Below are 22476 nucleotides of genomic sequence, written 5' to 3'. Positions count from 1 at the left end.
CCAACCCTCGCGTTCGGTTGTGTTGGGTTGCGGCCCCAGGAGGGGGACATGGCACAGTCATCGTTCTACGGTTCTGGCGCGCCCGGGAGCGCGACAGGACATCGGATGTCCCGTCGGGGTCTCCTGCGGGGTGCGGCGGTGGGCGCCGGTGCGCTCACGCTCCCGGCACTGCTCACGGCGTGCGGGGACGGCCCGGGCGGCGACAAGAAGACGGTCACCGTGGGGTCCAACTCCTCGGACGCGGTGCCGAAGAAGGCGTTCGCGGCGGCCTTCACGGCATACGAGAAGAAGTCCGGGAAGAAAGTCGACGTCAACACCACGGAACACAACGAGTTCCAGACGAACATCACGCGCTATCTCCAGGGCACCCCGGACGACGTCTTCATGTGGTTCGCCGGCTACCGCATGCAGTATTTCGCCGAGAAGGGTCTCCTGACGGACGTCGACGACGTCTGGAAGGGCTTCAAGGGCTTCTCGCAGGCGCTCAAGGACCAGTCCACCCACGACGGCAAGCAGTACTTCGTGCCGTACTACTACTATCCGTGGGCCGTTTTCCACCGGAAGAGCCTCTTCGAGAAGAAGGGCTACGAACAGCCCAAGAACTGGGACGACTTCATCGCCCTGGCGAAGCGGATGCACAAGGACGGCACCCCGGTCGCGTTCTGCGACAAGGACGGCTGGCCCGCGATGGGCACCTTCGACTACATCAACATGCGCCTGAACGGATACGACTTCCACAAGGGCCTCATGGCGGGTACGGAAGCCTGGACCGACACCAAGGTCAAGAAAGTGTTCGACCTCTGGCGCGAACTCATGCCGTACTACCAGAAGGGCGCGCTCGGCCGGACCTGGGAAGAGGCCGCTCAGGGCCTGCAGAAGCGCCAGACCGGCATGGCCGTCTTCGGGATGCCGCACCCGGGCCAGCAGTTCCCGGAGAACGAACGCGCGGACATCGACTTCTTCGCGTTCCCGGAGATCGACCCCCAGTACGGGCAGGACGCGGTGGAAGCCCCCATCGACGGGTTTCTGATCGCGAAGAAGGCCAAGAACGTCGACGCGGGCAAGGCGCTCCTCAAATACCTCGGCACTCCCGCGGCCGAGGACATCTATCTCGCGGGCGACCCGAACAACGTCGCCGTGAACGACGGTGCCGACACCTCCAAGTACACCCCGCTGCAGAAGAAGTCCGCCGAACTCGTCTCTGGGGCCAAGCAGATATCGCAGTTCATGGACCGCGACACCCGGCCCGACTTCGCGCAGACCGTGATGATCAAGGCGCTCCAGGACTTCATCGGAAATCCGAACGATGTCGACGGCCTCGTCAACCGGATCGAGCGGCAGAAGAAGGAAATCTTCTCGTCCGCCGTCAGCTGAGTAGTGGGGGAATGCGTTCCGTGGCGCTGAAGACCGCGCGGCGCGCAGGGCGGCGGAGGTCACGGCGGTTCACCCGCCGTGACCTCGCCGTTCTCGTCGTGCTCCTGGGAATACCCGTACTGCTCGACATCGTCATCATCTGGGGCCCCACGCTCGCCTCCATCGGCCTGTCCTTCACGTCGTGGGACGGCATCGGCGACATCCACTGGGTCGGCGGAAAGAACTACCAGAACCTCGTCGACAACTATCCGCCGTTCTGGCCGGCCGTGCGCCACAACCTCCTGTGGCTCGCCTTTCTCGGCCTGATCGCCACGCCCTTCGGCCTCTTCCTCGCCGTACTCATCGACCGCGGCGTGCGCTTCAGCCGTTTCTACCAGTCGACTCTCTATATGCCGGTCGTGCTCTCACTCGCCGTCGTCGGATTCATGGCGCAGCTCGTCCTCGGCACCGACCAGGGCGTCGTCAACACCGTTCTCAACAACCACGAGAACCCGATCGACTGGCTGGGCGACTCGGACATCAACATCTGGATGATGATGCTGGCCGCGAGCTGGCGGCACACCGGATACGTGATGATCCTCTATCTCGCCGGCCTCAAATCCGTCGACCCGACCCTGAAAGAAGCCGCCGCGATCGACGGCGCGAACGCCCGGCAGACCTTTTTCCGCGTCGTCTTCCCGACTCTGCGCCCCGTCAATGTCATCGTCGGCGTCATCACCGTCATCGAGTCGCTGCGCGCCTTCGACATCGTCTACGCCGTGAACAAGGGCCGCAACGGCCTGGAACTGCTGTCCGTCCTCATCACGGACAACGTCATCGGCGAGGCCAGCCGCATCGGCTTCGGCTCGGCCATCGCGGTCGTCCTTCTCACGGTCTCCCTGGGATTCATCGTGACGTTCCTGGTCCAAGAGCTGCGAGGTGCGCGCGACCGATGACCGCCGACATCCGTACGACATCCCCCGCCGCCCGGGGCCGCTCCCTGGCCGGCGGCGACCGGCGCGGTGAACACCCGCGCCGGCGCGGCCGGTTCGGGGTGCACATCTTCCTCATGGCCGTCTCGCTGGCGTTCCTCGCGCCGCTCCTGCTCGCGGTCTACGCCTCGCTGCGGCCCTATGAGGAGACGGCGCAGCACGGCTACTTCTCGCTGCCCAAGCACCTGTCCTTCGACTATTACCGTGAGGCCTTCAGCGACTCGGGGATGGGCGAGTACTTCAAGAACACCCTGATCATCGCCGTCCCGGCCGTCCTGATCACACTCTTTCTCGCCGCCTTCGTCGCCTTCGCGGTGTCACGCATCAAGGTGCGCGGCGGAATCGTGCTCCTGATGTTCTTCACGGCGGGAAACCTGCTGCCACCCCAGGTTCTCGTCACCCCGCTGTACGTTCTCTTCCTGAAGATTCCGCTGCCGTGGTGGATGTCGGACTCGCTGACGATGTACGACTCGTACTGGGCCGTGATCATCGTCAACATCGGATTCCAGCTGGGATTCTGCGTCTTCGTCCTGGCGAACTTCATGCGGACGCTTCCCCAGGAAATCCTCGAGGCGGCGATCGTCGACGGCGCGGGACTGTGGACGCAGTTCTGGCGCATCACGCTGCCACTGTGCCGCCCGGCTCTCGCGGCGCTCGGCACGCTCGAATTCACCTGGATCTACAACGACTTCCTCTGGGCCCTGATCTTCATCTCCAACCCCGGCAAACTCCCGATCACGTCGTCCCTCAACAACCTCAGGGGCCAATTCTTCACGGACTACAACCTCCTTGCCGCAGGTTCGGTCCTGGTGGCTCTTCCCACGATCCTGGTGTTCCTGCTCCTGCAGAGGCACTTCATCGCGGGACTCACGCTGGGGTCGAGCAAGGGTTGACATGCTCCTCGCGCTGAAGCCGGGGGTTCCGGCCGTCCCACGGATTGCTGTGCCGCCTATGCGGCACGGCTTCCCGCTGGGATTCCGTGGCTTCCTGTTTCTTCGCGTTGGGCCAGAACGGGTTCTGGTCTCACCGGCGCTCCGCAGTCTGTTACCGCCAGTCCGGCGGCCTGTTTCACATTGATCGACGCGTGGTGATCGCGGTCGTGGTCGGTGCCGCAGGCGGGGCAGGTCCACGCCCTGACATGCAGGGGTTCGGGGCCGTCGTGGTGTCCGCAGGTGGAGCACAGTTGGCTCGTGGGCTCGAACCGAACCGCGGCGCACCCACCCTCGCGCCCTTACGCTCCCCCTTGAGGGAGGCGAAGAACGCCCGGTAGGCGGCCTCCACATCGCGCAGGGACTGCTGGAGCACCACCGAGGACACCTCGCCCAGCCAGGCACGCTCGGGACTCTGCTTGGCGCGGGTGATCAGGGTCTGGGACAGCTCGGCGGCCTTCGGATACGGCAGACCCGCCGTGTGGGCGTCCTGACGGGCGCGCACCGCGTCGTTGAACACGACGCGTGCGCACCCGAACGCCCTGCCCAACGCAATGCGTTGACCGGGCCCCGGGTACGACCTGAAGGCGTACCGGAGCTGCATGAACGTCATCCTGGGTGCGCCCTCCCGGGCACCGCCCCAGGAGATCGGAAGTGATCACGATCGTCCTCCTGTTTGGCGCTCGCGCTCAAGTTCGGCCTGTCGCGCCCGCCGATGATCGTTGGACGCGTGGGGCGGAGGCCGGGAAGGAGGCGAGCCATGATGCTCCGCACCGGCAGTCCGGAGGACCACACCTCGCTGCTCCGCGGGGAGGGACGCCGCGACGCTCCGCGTCGCGATCTCCGGATTCGCTTCACCACCGGGCTGAAGCCCGATGCACTGCGAATGAATCCCGGGAGCCGGGCCGGTCGCTCTAGTCGTGCCGTACCGCCGCCTCGACAGTCGGGGCCGGGGCGAAGAGCGGCAGCAGGCCCGTCACCTCCAGCAGGCGCAGAGTCATGGGCTGGTCGCAGACCAGTCTGAGGCGGCCGCCGCGGGACTCCACGCGGCGGCGGGTGCGCATGAGGAGGGTGAGGCCCGAGCAGTCGAAGAACGTCGTGCGGGTCAGGTCGATCACCACAGTGGCGGCCGGGCCCGCCGCCACCGTCTCGAGCAGGGCGGCGGAGTCCTGGAGTGTCACGATGTCGACCTCGCCGCGCAGTTCGACGACGACGCAGTCACCGGTTTCGTAGACCACGGGGGGCGCCGGGGGCGCGTCCGTGTCGCCGCGGCGCTGTTCACCCTGTCGCATGGATCCCCCCGGCCGCGCGGACACACGTCAAGGGGGGAGCGCTCCCGTACACCGTCCGCAGTCAGCTCTGGGAGTGCGGCCGGCGGGCGGCCTGGCGCAGGGTCTTCTCCACGTCGTGCCGGTTCAGGCCCTGTTCCTGCGCGTACGCCGTGACCGCGGCCTCGACCTTGGCCGCCGCCTCGAACCAGGCCTCCCGCTGCGCCTGGCGCTCACCGTCGTCGAGGTGCTCCAGGGTGCGGCCCTTGTCATCGGCGTCGTGCTGCATGCGAATCAACTCTTCGGGAAGGTCCACGGGGCGGATCCTAAGCGGCCCCCGCGGCTGGTTCGCGGACCTCGGTGACGTGCGCGAGGCGTACGCGAGGCGCGCCCCCATCAGGTGCTGGTTTCCGCCGCACGCTGTTGCGGGCAAGCCTCAGGGGGCCGACAGAGGAGGGGGAACCGTGATCGTCTGGATCAACGGTGCTTTCGGTGCGGGGAAGACCACCACCGCACGGGAACTGATCGAGCTGATCCCGAACAGCACGCTCTTCGACCCCGACACGATCGGCGGGGAACTCGCGCAGCTGCTGCCCGCCAAGCAGCTGGCCGAGGTGACCGACATCCAGGACCTGCGCATCTGGCGGCGGCTCGTCGTCGACACCGCCGCCGCGCTGCTCGCCGAGGTGGGCGGCGTCCTCGTGGTCCCGGCGACGCTGCTCAGCCAGGAGTACCGCGACGAGATCTTCGGCGGTCTCGCCGCCCGCAGGATCCCGGTACGCCATGTGCTCCTCGTCCCGGCGGAAACGATCCTGCGCGAGCGAACAGCCCGGCGCGAGATACCGCCCGAGTCCCGCGACGGCGAGCTGCGCGTCCGCCGGTGGTCCCACGACCACATCGAGGCCTACCGCACGGCGCTGGCCACCTGGCTCACCACCGACGCCCACCCCGTCGACACCAGCGCGCTCAGCGCGTACGGAGCGGCCGAACGCATCGCCGAGGCCGTGCGGACCGGTGCCGTCGAGCCGTGCGACATCGTCCAGACGCCCGAGCCCACCGGTGAGACCGTCGCCGCGGGCGTCCTCCTCTTCGACGAGGAGGACCGCGTGCTCCTCGTCGACCCCACGTACAAGGCCGGCTGGGAGTTCCCCGGCGGTGTCGTGGAACCCGGAGAGGCCCCCGCCAGGGCCGGTGTACGGGAGGTCGCCGAGGAGACCGGGATCCAGCTCCCCGAGCTGCCCGGCCTGCTCGTCGTGGACTGGGAGGCGCCCGCACCTCCCGCGTACGGCGGCCTGCGGCTGCTCTTCGACGGCGGGCGCCTCCACGGCGCCGAGGCCCGCCGCATGATCCTCCCGGGCCCGGAGCTGCGCGGCTGGCGGTTCGTCACCGAACAGGAGGCTGCCGGACTCCTGCCTCCCGTCCGGTACGAGCGTCTGCGCTGGGCGCTGCGGGCCCGCGAGCGCGGCGCCGCCCTCTACCTGGAGGCCGGAGTGCCGGTGGGCTGACGCCGTACGGGGATGTCTACGCGGCGTCGAGGCGTGCGACCGCCGCACGCAGGGCCGCCGCCGACCCGCCCGTCACCGGGTCGCCGTGCCCGAAGCACGCCACGTCGGAGTCGAGCGAGGCCAGGGTGCGGAAGGACTCGACGGACCGCGCGCGGTCGAGGTTCAGCACGCCCAGGATGACCTGCCCGTCCACCGGGGACGCGGCCACGGCGTCACCGGTGAACAGCACGCCGTGGTACGGCAGATGGAGCGCGATACTGCCGTCCGTGTGCCCGGGTACCGCGACGACGCGGGCGCCACCGCCGAAGTCGAGCACGTCACCGCCCGCCAACTCCCTTACCTCACACGGTAGTACTGGATTCATCGGCGGTGGCGGCAGCAGCTTCTGCGCCTGTGCGTACAGCGGGCGCTCCCAGTCCTCGAACTCCGGGGCGGGGCCGGTCCGTTCGCCGCGTACGAACGGCGCGTCGAGCGAGTGCGCCCACACGTCCGCCCCGCTGAGCGCCGCGAACTCGCCCGCGCCGCCCGCGTGATCCTCGTGGAAGTGAGTCAGGACGATCCGGCGCACCTCGCGCGGATGGTGGCCGAGCGCGCGTACGGCGCCGGCGATCGCCGTCCCGGCGCCTGCGGCCCCCGCGTCCACCAGCGTCAACTCGCCCCCGTCGTCCCACAGACAGGCCTGCCCCACCGGGAAGCGCAACAGGTGCAGCCGCGGAACGACCTCGATCACATCGGTGATGCCGTAGACACTCATACGCCGACCGTAGGGACGCGCAGCGGACCGGGGGACATGGCTACGCCCCGGGCAGAACTCCTCTGCCCGGGGCGAAGACGACGGCTGTTACGCGTCTCAGATCGCGGCGTACTTCTGGAGGAACAGCGCCTCGGCGACCGAGAGCCGCTCCAGCTCCTGCGGCGACACGCTCTCGTTCACCGCGTGGATCTGCGCCTCGGGCTCGCTCAGGCCGATCAGCAGGATCTCCGCCTCCGGGTACAGCGACGCGAGCGTGTTGCACAGCGGGATCGAGCCGCCCTGGCCCGCGTACTGCATCTCCTGACCGTCGTACGCGACGCCCATCGCCTCCGTCATCGCCGCGTACGCCGGGCTGCCGGTGTTCGCGCGGAACGCCTGGCCCTGCCCGATCTGCTCGACCTGGACGCGGGCGCCCCACGGGGTGTGCGACTCGATGTGCGCGACGAGGAGCTTCGTCGCCTCCACGGCGTCCGTGCCCGGCGGCACCCGCAGGCTGATCACGGCGCGCGCCCCGGCCTGCACGGACGGCGTCGCGCCGACGACCGGCGGGCAGTCGATACCGAGGACGGTGACGGCGGGGCGGGCCCAGATGCGGTCGGCGACCGTGCCCGAACCGATCAGCCCGACACCGTCGATGACCTTGGCGTCCTTGCGGAACTGGCCCTCGTCGTACTGGAGTCCGTCCCACACGGCGTCGCCCGCGAGACCGTCGACCGTCGTCGAGCCGTCCTCCGCGCGCAGCGAGTCGAGGACACGCACCAGCGCCGCGAGCGCGTCCGGGGCCGCGCCGCCGAACTGGCCCGAGTGCAGGTTGCCCCCGAGGGTGTCGACCTGGACGCGGACGAGCGTCATGCCGCGCAGCGTCGACGTGGCCGTCGGCAGGCCGACCCGGAAGTTGCCGGCGTCACCGATGACGATCGTGTCCGCCTTCAGCAGCTCCGGGTGCTGCTCCGCGTACCGCTCGAGACCGCCCGTGCCCTGCTCCTCGGAACCCTCGGCGATCACCTTGACGTTCACCGGGACACCGCCGTTGGCCTTGAGCGCGCGCACCGCGAGCAGGTGCATCAGGACGCCGCCCTTGCAGTCCGCGGCGCCGCGCCCGTACCAGCGGCCGTCCTCACGCTCCGTCAGCTCGAACGGCGGCGTGACCCAGGCCGACTCGTCCAGCGGAGGCTGCACGTCGTAGTGCGCGTACAGGAGAACGGTCGGCGCGCCCTCGGGGCCCGGCAGGAAGCCGTACACCGACTGCGTCCCGTCCGGGGTGTCGAGCAGCGCGACGTCCTGGAAGCCCTCGGCGCGCAGCGCGTCCGCCACCCAGTTCGCGGCGCCCTCGCTCTCGCTCTTCGGGAACTGGTCGAAGTCCGCCACCGACTTGAAGGCCACCAGTTCGGCGAGCTCGGTCCGGGCCCCGGGCATGAGCGAGGCGACGGTCTCGGCGATCGGATTCGGTGACATGGGAACGCTCCTCGTAGGTGCGACGTTGCACGTGTGTGTACGTATGCGGCTTTCGCACGCGTCCGTGCGGGTCCGCCGTCGGCTGGTGTGCGTGAGCGTTTCGTGCACAGGGCATGCGGTGCCGATCCTGCCACAAGGGGTTGGCAGGACCCCGCCGTAGGATGCCTGGGAAAGGTGCGGCAGGCGGCTGGATCGGGAGCAGTAGACCATCGTGAGCAGCGAGAACTCGGCGGACGGCAACGGAACGGGCGAGCACGCGGCGGACGCCGGTGACGGCGGGCAGGTGTGGGACGTCGTCGTGGTGGGCGCCGGTCCCGCCGGCGCCTCGGCCGCCTACGCGGCAGCGGTCGCCGGACGCAGCGTCCTCCTTCTGGAGAAGGCGGAACTGCCCCGGTACAAGACGTGCGGCGGCGGCATCATCGGCCCCTCCAGGGACGCGCTGCCGCCGGGATTCGAGCTGCCGTTCCGGGACCGGATCGACGCGGTGACGTTTTCCCTCGACGGGAAGTTCAGCCGTACGCGGCGCTCCCGTCACATGCTCTTCGGTCTGGTGAACCGCGCCGACTTCGACCACCAGCTCGTCGAGCACGCCGAGAAGGCGGGCGCCGAGCTGCGCACGGGGACGACGGTCTCGCGGGTCGAGCAGCACGGCTCGGCCGTGCCCGACCGGCGCACGGTCGCCGTGATCCTCCAGGACGGCGAGACGATCCTGGCGCGCGCCGTCGTCGGGGCGGACGGCAGCGCCAGCCGCATAGGGGCTCATGTCGGGGTGAAGCTCGACCAGGTCGACCTGGGTCTGGAGGCGGAGATCCCCGTTCCCGAGACGGTCGCCGAGGACTGGAAGGGCCGCGTGCTCATCGACTGGGGCCCGATGCCCGGGAGTTACGGCTGGGTCTTCCCCAAGGGGGACACGCTGACCGTCGGCGTGATCTCGGCGCGGGGCGAGGGCGCCGCCACGAAGCGGTACCTGGAGGACTTCATCGCCCGGCTCGGCCTCGCCGGCTTCGAACCGTCCGTCTCCTCCGGTCATCTGACGCGCTGCCGCGCCGACGACTCGCCGCTCTCGCGCGGTCGCGTACTCGTGTGTGGTGACGCGGCGGGTCTCCTCGAGCCGTGGACGCGCGAGGGCATCTCGTTCGCGCTGCGGTCGGGTCGTCTCGCGGGGGAGTGGGCCGTCCGCGTCTCCGAGGCGCACGACGCGGTGGACGCGCGCCGGCAGGCTCTGAACTACGCGTTCGCCGTCAAGGCGGGGCTCGGTGTCGAGATGAGCGTCGGCAGGCGGATGCTGACCGTCTTCGAGCGCAGGCCCGGCGTGCTGCACGCGGCGATCACCGGGTTCCGGCCCGCGTGGAAGGCGTTCGCCCGCATCACCCGCGGTTCGACGACGCTGGGCGAGATCGTCAGGACGTATCCGATGGCGGGTCGCGTCCTGAGCCGTCTGGACCGGCCGGCAGCGGCGGCCGCGTCCTCGGCCGCGCCATCGGTCGACGGTGATCCGGAGGCTACTTCTCGATCGTGATGAGGAAGACCGGGTGGTCCGGCGCGGCCGCGGTCAGCTCCTCGTCGGTCGACTTGGCCGTGATGCCCTGGAAGTACTGGTTGACCTCCCAGCCCCACTTCTCCAGGTAGCTGCGCAGGATCGCCGTCTTCTGCTCCGTGTCGGGCACCTCGGTCGCGGTGAACGTACGGACCTTGCGCCCGACGCGCAGCTCGCCGGCCTGGGCGACGCGCATGTTGCGCACCCACTGCGAGTGCCCGCGGGCCGAGACGATGTACTGCGCGTCCTTGTACGTGTGCGGGTTGACCGGGATGCGCTGCATCTGACCGCTTTTGCGGCCGCGCACGGAGAGCTCGGCGGACCCCATCAGGCTGACGCCGTGCCGCGCGAGCCAGCCGATCACGCCGTTCAGTCGGACGTTGAGACGGCTGCCCTTCAGGTAGTAAGGGCTGGGGGAGGAGGAGCCGGACGAGGCGTTCGCGGTCATGGGGTTCTCCTGGTGGCTGTCGCTGGTGTGGTTGTGGCCTGCGGTTTCGAGAGCACTGCTCTCGCTTGAGATCAGTGTGCACGCGGTCGGTGATCCAAAGCAAGAGCGGTGCTCTCTTTTTTGTGCACCGATCCAGAATGCGTGCACTGCTCCGGAAGCGTGGGACACTGCCCATATGAGCACCGCACGAGGAGCCCGGGCCCGGGCACGGGAAGAAGTCACCGCCGCCATCAAGGACGAGGCCCGCAGACAGCTCGCGGCCGAGGGCGCCGCCAAGCTGTCCCTGCGCGCCGTCGCCCGCGAGCTGGGTATGGTCTCCTCGGCGCTCTACCGCTACTTCCCCAGTCGCGACGACCTCCTGACGGCGCTCATCATCGACGCGTACGACTCCATCGGCGAGGCCGCCGAGCGGGCGGACGCCGCCCTGCTCAAGAAGGCCGCGAAGAGCACCGACAAGGCGAGGACCTCCGGCAGCAAGACCGAGGCGGTCGCACCCGTGCGCCGCTGGGTCGCCGTCAGCGAAGCCGTCCGTGCCTGGGCGCTCGCCCACCCGCACGAGTACGCGCTCATCTTCGGCTCGCCCGTACCCGGATACACCGCGCCGATGACAACCGTCCCGGCCGCGTCGCGCATCGGGCTGCTGTTCTTCGGCATCGTCCGCGACGCCTGTCAGGGCCGCGGGATCGCGGAGCCGCCGCTCCCCGCGGAGCTGCGGCCCGAGGCCGAGCGGCTGGGCGCCGAGCTGGCCCCCGACCTGCCGCCCGCGGTGGTGGCCGCGCTCGTCGCCGCCTGGGCACAGCTGTTCGGCCTGATCGGCTTCGAGCTGTTCGGCCAGTTCAACCGGGTCGTGGAGGACCGTGCCACCTTCTTCACGCACGCCGTGACACAGCTCGCCCACGGCGTGGGTCTGGTGCTGCCCAGGGCGTGACGCGCGCCGCCCGAAACTGCGTCGCCTACTCCCCGGGGAGTACGCGTGATCACCACGCCCGGCTGACGCCCGCGACGGCGTCCGGCGTCTAGCGTTGCGGTCATGGATGAGCAGCACGTACGCGGGGCCGGCGGCCCGCCCCGGACCTGGGCGGGTCCGCCGCACCTCAGGCGTTACGGGCCGCCCTGGACGGCGACCGGTGCCGCCCGGCGAGGCCACTACGGGCCGCCCTGGTGGGGCGCCCCGGGCCGGGGGCCGCGCTGGCCCTGGCGGTCCACTGTCCTGATCACCGCGTTCGTCCTCGTCGGCTCGACGTTCGCGGCGCACGCCCAGACCGAGCGCGCCGGCCTCGACGTGTTCGCCCGCGTGCTGCTGATCGCCGGTGGCCTTCTCCTGCTGTGGCGTCAGCGCCACCCCGTCCTCGTGGCCTTCGGTACGGCGGCGTGCGCGACGGTCTATCTCGGCGCGGGCTACGCGTACGGGCCGGTCTTCATCACCGTGGCCGTGGGCTGCTACGGGGCGATCGTCGCGGGGCACCGCAGAGCCGCGTGGGCGGCGGTCGGCATGTTCTGGGTGGGGCATGTCCTCGTGGCGCACTGGCTGTACGCGTATCTGCCGCCGTCGGGGGACGATGCCGCGTCCTGGGGGCAGGAGGGTGTGATCGCCGCGTGGGTCCTGGCGATCGTGGCCTTCTCCGAACTGGTCAGAACGCGCCGCGAGCAGTGGGCGAAGGAGCGCGCCGAGCGCGAGAAGGCCGCGGAGCGGCGCGCCGACGAGGAGCGCCTGCGGATCGCGCGTGAGCTCCACGACGTGCTCGCGCACTCCATCTCGGTCATCAACGTCCAGGCGGGCGTGGGACTCGCGCTGCTCGACTCCGACCCCGAGCAGGCCCGTACCGCCCTCACCACCATCAAGTCCGCGAGCAAGGAGGCGCTGGGCGAGGTCCGCCAGGTCCTCGACACCCTCCGGACCCCGGGTGACGCGCCGCGCGCCCCCGCCCCAGGTCTCGACCGGCTCCCGGAACTCGTGGAGCAGGCCGCGAGCGCGGGCCTCAGCGTCGACGTAGCCACGGAAGGTTCCCGCGCCGCGCTGCCGCCCGGCGCCGACCTCGCCGCGTTCCGCATCGTGCAGGAGGCGCTCACCAACGTCGTACGGCACTCGGAGTCGCGCAACGCGCGCGTGGAGGTGCGGTACTCGGGGACCGCGCTGTCCCTGCGTATCGACGACGACGGACCGGCGAGCCATGAGGCGGCCGGTGGCAGCGGGAACGGGCTTGCGGGGATGCGCGAGCGGGCCGCCGCACTGGGTGGCACGATCGAGGCGGGACCGCGGCCCGACGGCGGTTTCCGGGTGCTCGCCGAACTGCCGTTCACGCCGACGGAGGAGAACCGTTGATCCGCGTACTGCTCGCCGACGACCAGTCGCTCGTCCGCGCCGGATTCCGGGCGCTGCTCGACGCGCAGAGCGACATCGAGGTCGCGGGGGAGGCCTCCGACGGAGACGAGGCGGTGCGGCTCGTACGCGAACTGCGGCCCGACGTCGTCCTGATGGACATCCGCATGCCGGTCCTCGACGGACTCGCCGCGACCCGCCGCATCAGCGACGACGCCGTGCTGGAGAGCGTGAAGGTCGTCATGCTGACCACCTTCGAACTGGACGAGTACGTCTTCGAGGCGATCCGCGCCGGAGCGTCCGGGTTCCTCGTCAAGGACACCGAGCCCGAGGAACTGCTGCGTGCCGTAAGGGCGGTGGTGCACGGGGACGCGCTGCTCTCGCCGGGGGTGACCCGCCGTCTGATCGCCGAGTTCGCGGCACGCTCCAAGGAGCCCGCGGCCGCCGAGTCGCTCGGGCAGCTCACCGAGCGCGAGCGTGAGGTGATGGCGCTGGTCGGCATCGGCCTGTCGAACGAGGAGATCGCCCGCCGTCTCGTCGTCAGCCCGCTCACCGCGAAGACACATGTGAGCCGCACGATGGTCAAGCTCGGCGCGCGTGACCGGGCCCAACTGGTCGTGCTCGCCTACGAGTCGGGCCTCGTACGGCCCGGCTGGCTCGGCTGAGCGGACACGCGCCGCCGACACGCGGGTGCGCCCGGCGGGCAGGGGACTGCCGGCCGGGCGCAACCCATGGGTGATGGGGCCGAGGACCTGTGGGTCAGTCGCGGACCGGGACGCGCTCCGTACGCGCGGCGGCGTCCGCCTCCTCCTTCATCGACTCCTGCGCCGACCCCTCCTCACGCACCGACTTCGCGATCAGGATCGTGTCCTGCGGACGACGGGTCCGCAGGCCGGTGAGGGTGATCAGCAGGCCCGCCAGGGCGATCGCGGTGACGACGACGAGACCGGGCCGGAAGCTGTCGAGGACGGCCTGCGGGGACGAGCCCTCGCCGGCGTTCGCGGTGACGACGGCCGTCACGACGGCGAGGAAGATGGCGCCGCCGACCTGCACCGAGGTGTTGAGCAGGCCCGAGACCATGCCCTGTTCGTCGTCGTGGACGCCGTTCGTGGCCTGGATGTTGAGCGAGGGGAACACCAGGGCGCAGGCCGCGCCGATCAGGAGCATCGTCGGCAGGATGACGGACGCGTAGACCGGGTCGAGGTTGATGCGCAGGAACAGCGCGTAGCCGATCACCATGAAGGTGAAGCCCAGCGCGATCAGGCGCGGCGTGCCGAACCGGTCGACGATGGCGCCGACCTTCGTCGAGGAGAGCGCCACGAGGGCGCCCGCCGGCAGGAACGCGAGCGCGGTGTGCAGCGCGGACCAGCCGAGCAGGGACTGCATGTACAGGGTGACGAGGAACTGGAAGCCGACGTACGAGCCGAAGAACGCCATGGCGCCCAGCTGCGCCCTGATCTGTGAGCCGGAGCGCAGCACTCCGAGACGGATCAGGGGGCCCGGGGAGCGGCGCTCGATGGAGACGAAGACCGCGAGCAGGACGGCGACGGCCAGGAAGGACAGCAGGGTCCGGGCCGAGGCCCAGCCCGCCTCCGGTGCCTGGACGACCGTGAACACGAGGAGCAGCATCGACGCGGTGCCGGTGATGGCGCCGGGGATGTCGTAGCCGCGGTGGTTCTTCTCGCGTTCGCTGTGCGGGATGAGCTTGATGCCGACGAGCAGCGCGACCACGGCGATCGGCGCGGGCAGCAGCATGGTCAGGCGCCAGCTGGCCTCGGTGAGCAGGCCGGACAGGACGAGGCCCATGGAGAAGCCGGTCGCGGCACAGGTCGTGTAGATGGAGAGCGCGCGGTTGCGCAGCGGGCCCTCGGCGAACGTCGTGGTGATGATGGACAGGCCGGCCGGCGCGGTGAACGCGGCGCTGAGACCCTTGATGAAGCGGCTGGCGATCAGGAGCGGCCCGGAGTCGACGAGTCCGCCGAGCAGCGACGCGAGGGCGAAGACGCCGAGGGCGATCAGGAACACCCGGCGCCGGCCGAGCAGGTCGGCCGCGCGGCCGCCGAGCAGCAGCAGGCCGCCGTAGCCGAGGATGTAGCCGCTGACGATCCATTGCAGGGTCGACGTGGACAGGTCGAGCTCCGAGCCGATGGACGGCAGGGCGACTCCGACCATCGACACATCGAGCGCGTCGAGGAACATCGCGGCGCAGAGGACGAGCAGTGTGCCCCAAAGACGGGGGGACCAACGCTCCTGGGACGCAGGAGTGCTGGCGAGCGGAGAGGTCATGCGGAGCAGATTACATGCATATGCATTGACTGCAAGTGCATTTAATTCCGATGCAACAATGCCCGTCATTTCTGCTACGGTGCGGTTATGGCGGCGAAAAAGGCCGAGCCCGGCCTCGTGGATCAGTGGCGGGACATCCTTGCGGTGCATGCGCGCACCATGTGCGAGCTCGATCGCGAGCTGCATCAGCACGGCCTGGGCGCCAGCGACTTCGAGGTGCTCGACGTCCTGGCCGCCGGCACGGCGGAGGACGGCAGTTCCTCCTTCCGTGTGCAGGAGATCGCCGCGCAGGTCCATCTCAGCCAGAGCGCCCTGTCGCGCCTGATCGGCCGCCTGGAGAAGGACGGCCTCCTGACGCGCGGGATGTGCTCCGAGGACCGCCGCGGCGTACGGGTCTGCCTGACGCAGAAGGGCCGCGACCTGCACACCGAGGTGCGACCGCTGCAGCGCGCGGTACTGGGGCGGATGCTCGCGGACGGCCCGAAGGGCTGATGTCCGCAGGCGGTCCGGCGGTCGTCAGCTCCAGGTGATCCCCGACCGCTCCCGCCACAGCGCGGCCAGTGAGGCGTCGCCCGTGAGGCTCGGGAACGGCAGCCGGTTCCACAGCGACAGATAGAGCCGCGCCGCGGGACCCGACAGCTCGCAGTGGGCCTCGCCCGCCCCGTCCCGCTCGGTGACCGGCGGCTCCTGTGAGATCCGTACGGTCCACGCCCGGCCGGTATCGGTGGCCCGTACGCGCAGCAGGCGCGGGGCGTCCGACCGCACCTTGCTCCGGCCGCGCGCGTGGAAGCCGAGCAGCAACTCCTCGATGCCGTCGACGGCGAACTCCGCGGGGATCACGCCGGGCGCCCCGGCCAGTGCGGACTCCGCGTCCACCCGGTGGACGGTCGTCTCGTGCGCCTGCCTCCGTGCCCAGAACGCGAGCGGCGACGGCGCGGGCAGGAACGTCCAGCACTCCACGTCGGGCCGGGCGCCGGCCAGCGTGCCGACGAGCCGGCCGTGGCCCTCGCGGAACCAGGCGATGAGCTCCGCTCCGTCCAGATCCGGCAGACCGTCGTCGGGGTGGTACGACGTGTGCCCCTCGGCGACGAACGCCGTGGCCCAGCGATGCACCATGCCCACGTGCCGCAGCAGGTCCCGTACATTCCACCCCGGGCAGGTCGGCACCTTGGCGTCGGTGCCTGCCGTCTCGGCGGCGCGGGCGAGGAGGCGGCCCTCCTCGTCGAGCGTCTCGATGTGCTCCGCAGTCTCCATGGCGGGAGTCTGCCCGATGGGACCTGGCTTGAATGCGTCCTTCGGGACGCCGGTGGCGTGCGGGTCATCAGACGGCTGCGCGCCGGGTCGCGAAGCCGATCAGGGCGGCGACGCCCGCCAGTACGGCCACGCTGGTCAGCGCGGCGGGGAGCGAGAACCAGTCCGCCATGAAGCCGATCATCGGCGGTCCGAGGAGCATGCCGCCGTAGCCGAGCGTGGAGGCGGCGGCGACGCCCGTGGGTCCGGCCAGGGCGCCGGCGCGTTCGACCGCCACGGGGAAGATGTTGGCGAGACCCAGGCCGGTGACGGCGAAGCCGAGGAGCGCCAGCCACACGGTGGGGGCGAGCGAGCCGAGCAGCATGCCGGCCGCGCCGGTGGCGCCGCCCAACACCAGCGTGCGGGTCCTGCCCAGACGTTCGAGCAGCGTCGTCCCGCTGATCCGGCCGATGGTCATGGCCAGGGCGAAGCAGGAATACCCTGCCGCGGCCACGCCGGGATGGGCGTGCAGGTCCTCCTCCAGGTGCAGCGCGCCCCAGTCCGCGAGCGCGCCCTCGCCGTACGCGGTGCACAGGGCGATGAGGCCGAATACGAAGACGAGCCTGCCGAGCCCGCGCACGCGTCCGGCGGGCCGCTCGGACGCCGACACGGTCTCGCTTCGTGCACGACCGCTGTCGTCCGGGGCCTTCGGGGCGTCGTGGCGCAGGAGTGTGGGGCCGGCGGCGGCCGTGACGAGCAGGCCGATGACGGTGAGGGCGAGGAGGTGCCGGGTGGCGGAGACGTGGCCCGCGACCAGGCCGCCGAGGCCCGCGCCGAGCATGCCGCCGAGGCTGAACGCCGCGTGGAAGCTCGGCATGACGGGGCGGCGCAGGGCGGCGACCAGGTCGACTGCCGCGCTGTTCATCGCCACGTTGATCCCGCCGTAGGCGGCTCCGAACACGAGCAGCACCAGGCCGAGGGCGAGCGCCGAGTGGGTGAGCGGCGGCAGTGCGACGCTCAGCGCCAGGAGTACGGCGCTCACCACGGTGACCGCATGGCTGCCGAAGCGCCCGCACAGGCGCCCTGTCAGCATCATGGTGATCACGGCCCCCGCGGAGACGCCGAGCAGCGCGAGTCCGAGCGTGCTCGCCGAAGCGCCGGTCTGCTCCTTCACAGCGGGGATGCGTACGACCCATCCCGCGAAGATGAAGCCGTCGAGCGCGAAGAAGACCGTGAGCGCGATACGCAGGCGGGTGAGGGACGCGGTCCGCGGGCTGTCGTCCTTGGCCGCCCGGAGTTTGTTTAGTGTCGGCACAAAGTCAGGGTAGGGCGCCACCCCGGCCGGGGACAAGACGGTTCGAGGCGTGACGGCCACGACATCCGCCGGACCGGGCGCAGGGAAATGGCTGCGGCCCCACCCGTCCGGGCGGGGCCGCAGCCATGAAAATCGTAGGTGTGGCTCGGGGTGTCACACCGCGAGGACCTTGACACCCGCCTCCTCGAAGCGCTCCACCGTCGCCGCGTCCACGGCGCTGTCCGTGACCAGGGTGCCGATCCGCTCCGTCGAGCAGATCCGGGCGAACGCGCGCTGGCCCAGCTTGCTGGAGTCCGCCGCGACGATCACGCGCTCCGCCCGCTCGCACAGCAGCCGGTTGATGGCCGCTTCCGCCTCGTCGTGCGCCGCGGCGCCGTGCGCGACGTCGAGACCGACCACGCCGAGCACGGCCGTGTCGATGGTGATCTGGCTCAGCACGCCGTCCGCGAGCGGGCCGATGAGCTCGTACGACTGCGGCCGGGCGACTCCGCCCGTGACCACGATCTTGAACTGGGGCCGCACGGCAAGCTCGTTGGCGATGTTCAGCGCATTCGTGACGATCGTCAGGGCCGGGGAGCCGGAGGCGAGATCGGGGCGGACCGCGAGTGCGCGCGCCACCTCGGTCGTCGTCGTGCCGCCGGTCAGGCCGACGGCCTCGCCCGGCGTGATCAGCTCGGCGACCGCCTTGGCGATCCGTTCCTTCTCGGAGGCGTTGCGCGCCGTCTTGTAGCGCAGCGGCAGCTCGTAGGAGACGCCGTGGACGACGGCGCCGCCCCGGGTGCGTACGAGCATCTGCTGCTCGGCGAGCTGGTCGAAGTCGCGCCGGATCGTGGCAGCGGACACCCCCAGATCGGCCGCCGCCTCCTCGACATCGAGGCGCCCCCGCTCCACGAGCAGTTCCAGCAGGGACTTCCAGCGGGCGTCGCGGGACATCCGCGGCCTCCAATCGTCGTTCTCCGGTGACCCTAGCGCACTACCTGATGCTTGGTTATGCTCGAAACGTATCGAATTCTTGCAGGAACGAGCATACGCTCGACGGGGCCGATCGAGCGCGGCGCATGCGGCGTACTCGACCGGTCCACGGACACGACACATCAGGGAGTGGGCACGGCATGAGCCATGTCGAGAACGAGCTGAACAGCCAGCCGGAGTGCTGGACGCGCGCGGCGGGCCTGGCCGCGGGCGAGGCGGCCAAGCTGCCCACGCCGGGGGAGCGCGTCGCGATCGTGGGCTGCGGCACCTCGTGGTTCATGGCGCAGGCCTTCGCCGCGCTGCGCGAGGAGTCCGGACAGGGCGAGACCGACGCGTTCGCGGCCTCGGAGTTCCCGGCCGGGCGCCCCTACGACCGCCTCATCGCGCTGTCCCGGTCCGGCACCACGACCGAGGTCGTCGAGCTGCTCGCCGCGGTCAAGGGCCGCATCCGGACGACCGCCGTCATCGGCGACCCGAACACACCGATCGTCTCCGCCGCCGACGACGTGATCGTCCTGGACTTCGCCGACGAGCAGTCCGTGGTCCAGACCCGCTTCGCGACGACGGCGCTCACGCTCCTGCGCGCCCACCTCGGCCTGCACACCGAGCAGGCGGTCGCCGACGCGCGCACCGCGCTGGAGACGCCGCTGCCCGAAGGCCTCGTGGAGTGCGGCCAGTTCAGCTTCCTGGGGCGCGGCTGGACCGTCGGCCTCGCGAACGAGGCAGCCCTGAAGATGCGCGAGGCGTCCCTGTCGTGGACCGAGGCGTACCCCGCGATGGAGTACCGCCACGGCCCCATCAGCGTCACCACCGCGGGCACCGCCACCTGGATGATCGGCACGGCGCCCGAGGGGCTCGCCGAGCAGGTGGCCGGCACCGGCGCGCTCTGGGTCGAGGGCGGCCTCGACCCGCTCGCCGAACTCGTGCGCGCGCAGCGCCTCGCCGTCGCCGTCGCGGCCGCCCGCGGCCTCGACCCCGACCAGCCGCGCCACCTCACCCGCTCGGTGATCCTCACCGCCGGCTGACCGTCGACCGAGCTTCCGAGCCTTCCGAAAGGAGGGGCTGTGCCCCTCGCAGCAACCGGCGCGCTCGTCGCCGAGGCCACCGCGGCGCGTACCGCGGTGGCCGCGTTCAACGTCATCACCCTGGAGCACATCGAGGCCGTCGTGGCGGGCGCCGAGGCGGCGAACGCGCCGGTGATCCTCCAGGTCAGCGAGAACGCCGTGCGGTACCGCTACGGGCGCCTGCTGCCCCTCGCGAGGGCCGCGGCCGCCACCGCCGAGGCGTCCTCGGTGCCCGTGGCGCTCCACCTCGACCACGTCCAGAGCGACGAGCTGCTCCGCCAGGCCGCGGACGCCGGGTTCAGCTCGGTGATGTACGACGCGGCCCGGCTCCCCTACGACGAGAACCTCGCGGCCACCCGCGCGGCCGCCGACTGGGGCCATGCCAACGGGCTGTGGGTCGAGGCGGAGCTGGGCGAGGTCGGCGGCAAGGCCGGGCCGGGCGGGCGGGGAAAACCAGCTTCGGAGCCGCTCGACGCCCACGCGCCAGGTGCCCGCACGGACCCGGGGGAGGCCCGCGCCTACGTGACGGACTCGGGCGTCGACGCCCTCGCCGTCGCGATCGGCTCCTCGCACGCCATGACCACCCGCACCGCGACGCTCGACCACGACCTCCTCAAGCAGCTCTCGGAGGGTCTCGACGTACCGCTGGTCCTGCACGGTTCCTCCGGTGTCGGTGACGACGAGCTCTCGCAGGCCGTCCGGGGCGGCATCGCCAAGGTGAACGTCGGCACCGCCCTGAACATAGCGATGACGGCGGCCATCCGGGAGTTCCTTGCCGCACATCCCGACGCCGTCGACTCCCGCAAGTACCTGAGCGTGGGCCGCGAGGCGATGGCCCGCACCGTGACGGAGCTGGTCGAGGTGATGCGCCGCTGACCCGTCCACCGCTCCAGCCCCGGTACGCGGAAGGCACCTCGTACCGGGGACAATGGGTCCATGGCCGGCCGGCACGAATCGCACGCGCTCCCGCTCTTCCCGGTGCACCGGGAGCGCCGGGAGATCACGCCCGGCGCCGTGCACGTGCCCGGCTGGCTCGACGCCGGGGCCCGGCGCGCACTGGTCGAGGCCTGTCGCGACTGGGCGGCGGGACCCGTGCCGATGCGTCACACACGACTGCCGGGCGGCGGCGTGATGTCCGTCCAGACCGTGTGCGTCGGATGGCACTGGCAGCCCTACCGCTACACGCGTACGGCATCCGATGTGAACGGCGCGCAGGTGGCCCCCTTTCCGGACTGGCTGAGGGAGTTGGGCAGACGCGCGCTCGTCGACGCGTACGAGGACGACGCCGCCGGCGACGGCTACGACCCCGACACGGCACTGATCAACTTCTACGACGGCGCCGCCACCATGGGCATGCACCAGGACAAGGACGAGCGCGCACGGGAACCCGTCGTCTCGCTCAGCATCGGCGACACCTGCGTCTTCCGGCTGGGGAACACCGAGAACCGCGGCAAACCGTACGAGGACGTGGAGCTGGTCTCCGGAGACCTGCTGGTCTTCGGAGGGCCGTCGCGGCTCGCCTTCCACGGGGTGCCGAAGGTGTACCCCGGCACCGGCGACCCCGCCGCCGGGCTCTCCCAGGGCCGCCTGAACCTCACGATGCGCGTCACCGGACTCACCTGACCGCCCTCCGCGCCTTCCCCGCCCTGCGCACAGGGGTGAGTTCACCCGCAGGGGCTGCGACGTTCACCGGTTACGATGCGACACGGTGATCAGGGCGAGGAGTTGCTGATGCGTGGCAAGGCGGCCTCCGGGGCCGGGGGGCAGACGGCGGGCGAGGCGGAGGGTTCCGCGCGTGCGCCACGTCTCGAGCGGGGCCGTGGTGCGCTCGGGCCCGCGCTCGAACTCGTGCACACCGGCCGCGCGCCGACCCGCGCCGTCCTCACCGCCGAACTGGGCGTGACCCGGGCCACGGCAGGAGCGGTCGCCGCCGAGCTCGAAGCGCTCGGCCTGATCAGGATCGACGCCAAGCCGAGCGCCGCCGCAGGCTCGCAGGGGCGACCCTCGCACCGGCTGTCCGTCGCCGAGGACGGACCCGTCGCACTCGCCGCGCAGGTGCACGCCGACGGCTACCGCGCCGCCCTGGTGGGCCTCGGAGGCCGGATCGTCGCGACCACGCCCGGCTGCGAGATCATCGACCCGGACCCGGCGCAGGTACTCGGCTCGGTCGTGGAAGCCGGCGCCCAACTCCTGCGCGAGACCGGGCGCCACTGCGTCGGCGCGGGCCTCGCCGTCCCGTCCGCGGTGGCCGAGCCCGACGGCACCGCCCTCAACCCGCTCCACCTCGCCTGGCCCGCGGGCTCGCCCGTCCGCGAGATCTTCGCCGAGCGCGTACGGGAGGCGGGCATCGGGCGGCCGGCGTTCGCCGCGAACGACGTCAACCTCGCCGCCCTCGCGGAGCACCGGCACGGCGCGGGCCGCGGCGCGCGCGACCTGCTGTGCGTCGCCACCGGCCACCGCGGCGTCGGCGGCGCGCTCGTCCTCGACGGGCGTCTGCACACCGGCAGTTCGGGCCTCGCCCTGGAGGTCGGGCACCTCACCGTGAACCCCGAGGGCCGGCCCTGTTACTGCGGCAGCCGCGGCTGCCTCGACGTGGAGACCGACCCGCTGGCCCTGCTCGACGCGGCGGGCCGCGAACCGGGCCCTGACGGCTCCCTGCTCCAGCAGGCCCGCGACCTGATCGCCGGCAGCCTCGACGACCCGAAGGTGCGGATGGCCACCGAGGCCCTGATCGACCGTCTCGGACTGGGCCTCGCGGGCCTGGTGAACATCCTCAACCCCGACCGCATCATCCTGGGCGGCCTGCACCGGGCGCTCCTCGACGCGGACCCGGACCGCCTGCGGGCCGTCGTCGCGGACCGCAGCCTGTGGGGCCGCAGCGGCGGCGTGCCCATCCTGGCGTGCACGCTCGACCACAACAGCCTCGTCGGAGCCGCCGAGTTGGCGTGGCAGCCGGTCCTGGACGACCCGCTCTCGGCACTGGGCCTGGCCTGACGCGCGGGACTCCGTCGCACCGCGACTGGTCCGGCAGGGGTTTGACCGTGCACA

The 22476-nt window shown here is 71.1% G+C and carries 23 protein-coding genes and 1 pseudogene; 13 read left to right on the top strand and 11 right to left on the bottom strand.

Annotated elements, in window-relative coordinates:
- Positions 1-105 precede the first annotated feature (105 nt).
- The 3 genes from ACWIGU_RS43155 to ACWIGU_RS43145 are packed head-to-tail and all read left to right on the top strand — an operon-like array spanning position 106 to position 3238.
- Positions 106-1374: an ABC transporter substrate-binding protein gene (locus ACWIGU_RS43155; protein ID WP_454407364.1), complete on the top strand. Its 1269-nt coding sequence runs from the start codon at positions 106-108 to the stop codon at positions 1372-1374.
- Positions 1375-1385: 11 nt separating this feature from the next.
- A complete protein-coding gene (locus tag ACWIGU_RS43150; protein WP_454407362.1) occupies positions 1386-2309 on the top strand; it encodes a carbohydrate ABC transporter permease in 924 nt (307 codons plus the stop codon).
- The gene (locus ACWIGU_RS43145) at positions 2306-3238 is read left to right on the top strand and encodes a carbohydrate ABC transporter permease (protein ID WP_454407361.1); all 933 of its coding nucleotides are present in this window, start codon (positions 2306-2308) and stop codon (positions 3236-3238) included. The genes ACWIGU_RS43150 and ACWIGU_RS43145 overlap by 4 nt, the downstream gene beginning before the upstream one ends.
- A gap of 56 nt (positions 3239-3294) precedes the next feature.
- On the opposite strand, the gene ACWIGU_RS43140 is transcribed toward ACWIGU_RS43145, so the two are convergent.
- From ACWIGU_RS43140 to ACWIGU_RS43125, 4 genes and pseudogenes are all read right to left on the bottom strand, one after another.
- Positions 3295-3528 (bottom strand): zinc ribbon domain-containing protein, encoded by a 234-nt coding sequence (locus ACWIGU_RS43140; protein ID WP_454407373.1) that lies wholly within the window; start codon positions 3526-3528, stop codon positions 3295-3297.
- 14 nt (positions 3529-3542) lie between these two features.
- Positions 3543-3878: pseudogene (locus tag ACWIGU_RS43135) on the bottom strand (helix-turn-helix domain-containing protein); the annotation flags it as partial.
- A gap of 310 nt (positions 3879-4188) precedes the next feature.
- The gene (locus tag ACWIGU_RS43130) at positions 4189-4566 is read right to left on the bottom strand and encodes an anti-sigma factor antagonist (RefSeq protein ID WP_454407360.1); all 378 of its coding nucleotides are present in this window, start codon (positions 4564-4566) and stop codon (positions 4189-4191) included.
- A gap of 61 nt (positions 4567-4627) precedes the next feature.
- On the bottom strand, positions 4628-4858 hold the full coding sequence (locus ACWIGU_RS43125) for a hypothetical protein (RefSeq protein ID WP_116501990.1): 231 nt from the start codon (positions 4856-4858) through the stop codon (positions 4628-4630).
- A gap of 148 nt (positions 4859-5006) precedes the next feature.
- Between ACWIGU_RS43125 and ACWIGU_RS43120 the strand changes: the two genes are divergently transcribed.
- Positions 5007-6047, top strand: a complete 1041-nt coding sequence (locus ACWIGU_RS43120) for an NUDIX hydrolase (RefSeq protein WP_454407359.1) — start codon at positions 5007-5009, stop codon at positions 6045-6047.
- Between the two features lie 16 nt (positions 6048-6063).
- On the opposite strand, the gene ACWIGU_RS43115 is transcribed toward ACWIGU_RS43120, so the two are convergent.
- Together ACWIGU_RS43115 and ACWIGU_RS43110 are read right to left on the bottom strand one after the other, a co-directional pair.
- On the bottom strand, positions 6064-6801 hold the full coding sequence (locus tag ACWIGU_RS43115) for an MBL fold metallo-hydrolase (RefSeq protein WP_454407358.1): 738 nt from the start codon (positions 6799-6801) through the stop codon (positions 6064-6066).
- 96 nt (positions 6802-6897) lie between these two features.
- The gene (locus ACWIGU_RS43110; RefSeq protein WP_454407357.1) at positions 6898-8256 is read right to left on the bottom strand and encodes a M20/M25/M40 family metallo-hydrolase; all 1359 of its coding nucleotides are present in this window, start codon (positions 8254-8256) and stop codon (positions 6898-6900) included.
- A gap of 211 nt (positions 8257-8467) precedes the next feature.
- Here ACWIGU_RS43110 and ACWIGU_RS43105 point away from each other — a divergent pair, with 211 nt between their 5' ends.
- Complete coding sequence (locus tag ACWIGU_RS43105; protein ID WP_454407356.1) at positions 8468-9775, top strand: geranylgeranyl reductase family protein; 1308 nt, start codon at positions 8468-8470, stop codon at positions 9773-9775.
- On the opposite strand, the gene ACWIGU_RS43100 is transcribed toward ACWIGU_RS43105, so the two are convergent.
- On the bottom strand, positions 9759-10241 hold the full coding sequence (locus tag ACWIGU_RS43100) for a nitroreductase family deazaflavin-dependent oxidoreductase (protein ID WP_454407355.1): 483 nt from the start codon (positions 10239-10241) through the stop codon (positions 9759-9761). The two genes, ACWIGU_RS43105 and ACWIGU_RS43100, sit on opposite strands and share 17 nt — an antisense overlap.
- A 175-nt stretch (positions 10242-10416) precedes the next feature.
- Between ACWIGU_RS43100 and ACWIGU_RS43095 the strand changes: the two genes are divergently transcribed.
- The 3 genes from ACWIGU_RS43095 (at position 10417) to ACWIGU_RS43085 (ending at position 13226) form a co-directional block, all read left to right on the top strand.
- Complete coding sequence (locus ACWIGU_RS43095; RefSeq protein WP_454407353.1) at positions 10417-11169, top strand: TetR/AcrR family transcriptional regulator; 753 nt, start codon at positions 10417-10419, stop codon at positions 11167-11169.
- 102 nt (positions 11170-11271) lie between these two features.
- On the top strand, positions 11272-12564 hold the full coding sequence (locus ACWIGU_RS43090) for a sensor histidine kinase (protein WP_454407351.1): 1293 nt from the start codon (positions 11272-11274) through the stop codon (positions 12562-12564).
- Positions 12561-13226, top strand: coding sequence for a response regulator (locus ACWIGU_RS43085; RefSeq protein WP_454407350.1), 666 nt, complete (start codon positions 12561-12563; stop codon positions 13224-13226). Before ACWIGU_RS43090 ends, ACWIGU_RS43085 begins: the two co-directional genes overlap by 4 nt.
- Positions 13227-13320: 94 nt before the next feature.
- Here ACWIGU_RS43085 and ACWIGU_RS43080 read toward each other — a convergent pair whose 3' ends face one another.
- Complete coding sequence (locus ACWIGU_RS43080) at positions 13321-14847, bottom strand: MFS transporter (protein WP_454407349.1); 1527 nt, start codon at positions 14845-14847, stop codon at positions 13321-13323.
- A gap of 87 nt (positions 14848-14934) precedes the next feature.
- On the opposite strand from ACWIGU_RS43080, the gene ACWIGU_RS43075 reads away from it, so the two are divergent.
- Positions 14935-15339 carry a MarR family winged helix-turn-helix transcriptional regulator gene (locus ACWIGU_RS43075; protein WP_454407348.1) on the top strand — a complete coding sequence of 135 codons (405 nt, stop codon included), beginning with the start codon at positions 14935-14937 and terminating at the stop codon, positions 15337-15339.
- 24 nt (positions 15340-15363) lie between these two features.
- On the opposite strand, the gene ACWIGU_RS43070 is transcribed toward ACWIGU_RS43075, so the two are convergent.
- The 3 genes from ACWIGU_RS43070 to ACWIGU_RS43060 all read right to left on the bottom strand — a co-directional run bounded on the left by ACWIGU_RS43070 (position 15364) and on the right by ACWIGU_RS43060 (position 18325).
- Entirely contained in the window at positions 15364-16101 is a 738-nt protein-coding gene (locus ACWIGU_RS43070; RefSeq protein ID WP_454407347.1) for a maleylpyruvate isomerase family mycothiol-dependent enzyme, read from the bottom strand.
- Between the two features lie 67 nt (positions 16102-16168).
- Positions 16169-17392, bottom strand: a complete 1224-nt coding sequence (locus ACWIGU_RS43065) for an MFS transporter (RefSeq protein ID WP_454407346.1) — start codon at positions 17390-17392, stop codon at positions 16169-16171.
- 153 nt (positions 17393-17545) lie between these two features.
- Positions 17546-18325 (bottom strand): DeoR/GlpR family DNA-binding transcription regulator, encoded by a 780-nt coding sequence (locus ACWIGU_RS43060; protein ID WP_356287247.1) that lies wholly within the window; start codon positions 18323-18325, stop codon positions 17546-17548.
- A 179-nt stretch (positions 18326-18504) separates the two neighbouring features.
- Here ACWIGU_RS43060 and ACWIGU_RS43055 point away from each other — a divergent pair, with 179 nt between their 5' ends.
- The 4 genes from ACWIGU_RS43055 (at position 18505) to ACWIGU_RS43040 (ending at position 22422) form a co-directional block, all read left to right on the top strand.
- Entirely contained in the window at positions 18505-19389 is an 885-nt protein-coding gene (locus ACWIGU_RS43055) for an SIS domain-containing protein (protein ID WP_454407345.1), read from the top strand.
- A gap of 39 nt (positions 19390-19428) precedes the next feature.
- Complete coding sequence (locus ACWIGU_RS43050) at positions 19429-20304, top strand: class II fructose-bisphosphate aldolase (protein ID WP_454407344.1); 876 nt, start codon at positions 19429-19431, stop codon at positions 20302-20304.
- Positions 20305-20364: 60 nt separating this feature from the next.
- Positions 20365-21051, top strand: coding sequence for an alpha-ketoglutarate-dependent dioxygenase AlkB family protein (locus tag ACWIGU_RS43045; RefSeq protein WP_454407343.1), 687 nt, complete (start codon positions 20365-20367; stop codon positions 21049-21051).
- A gap of 108 nt (positions 21052-21159) precedes the next feature.
- On the top strand, positions 21160-22422 hold the full coding sequence (locus ACWIGU_RS43040; RefSeq protein ID WP_376252430.1) for an ROK family protein: 1263 nt from the start codon (positions 21160-21162) through the stop codon (positions 22420-22422).
- The last annotated feature ends 54 nt before the right edge of the window (positions 22423-22476 follow it).

This window comes from Streptomyces sp. NPDC055400, from assembly GCF_053644375.1.
The sequence above is the reverse complement of the archived record's forward strand: the minus strand, read 5'-3'. Positions and strand labels throughout refer to the sequence as shown.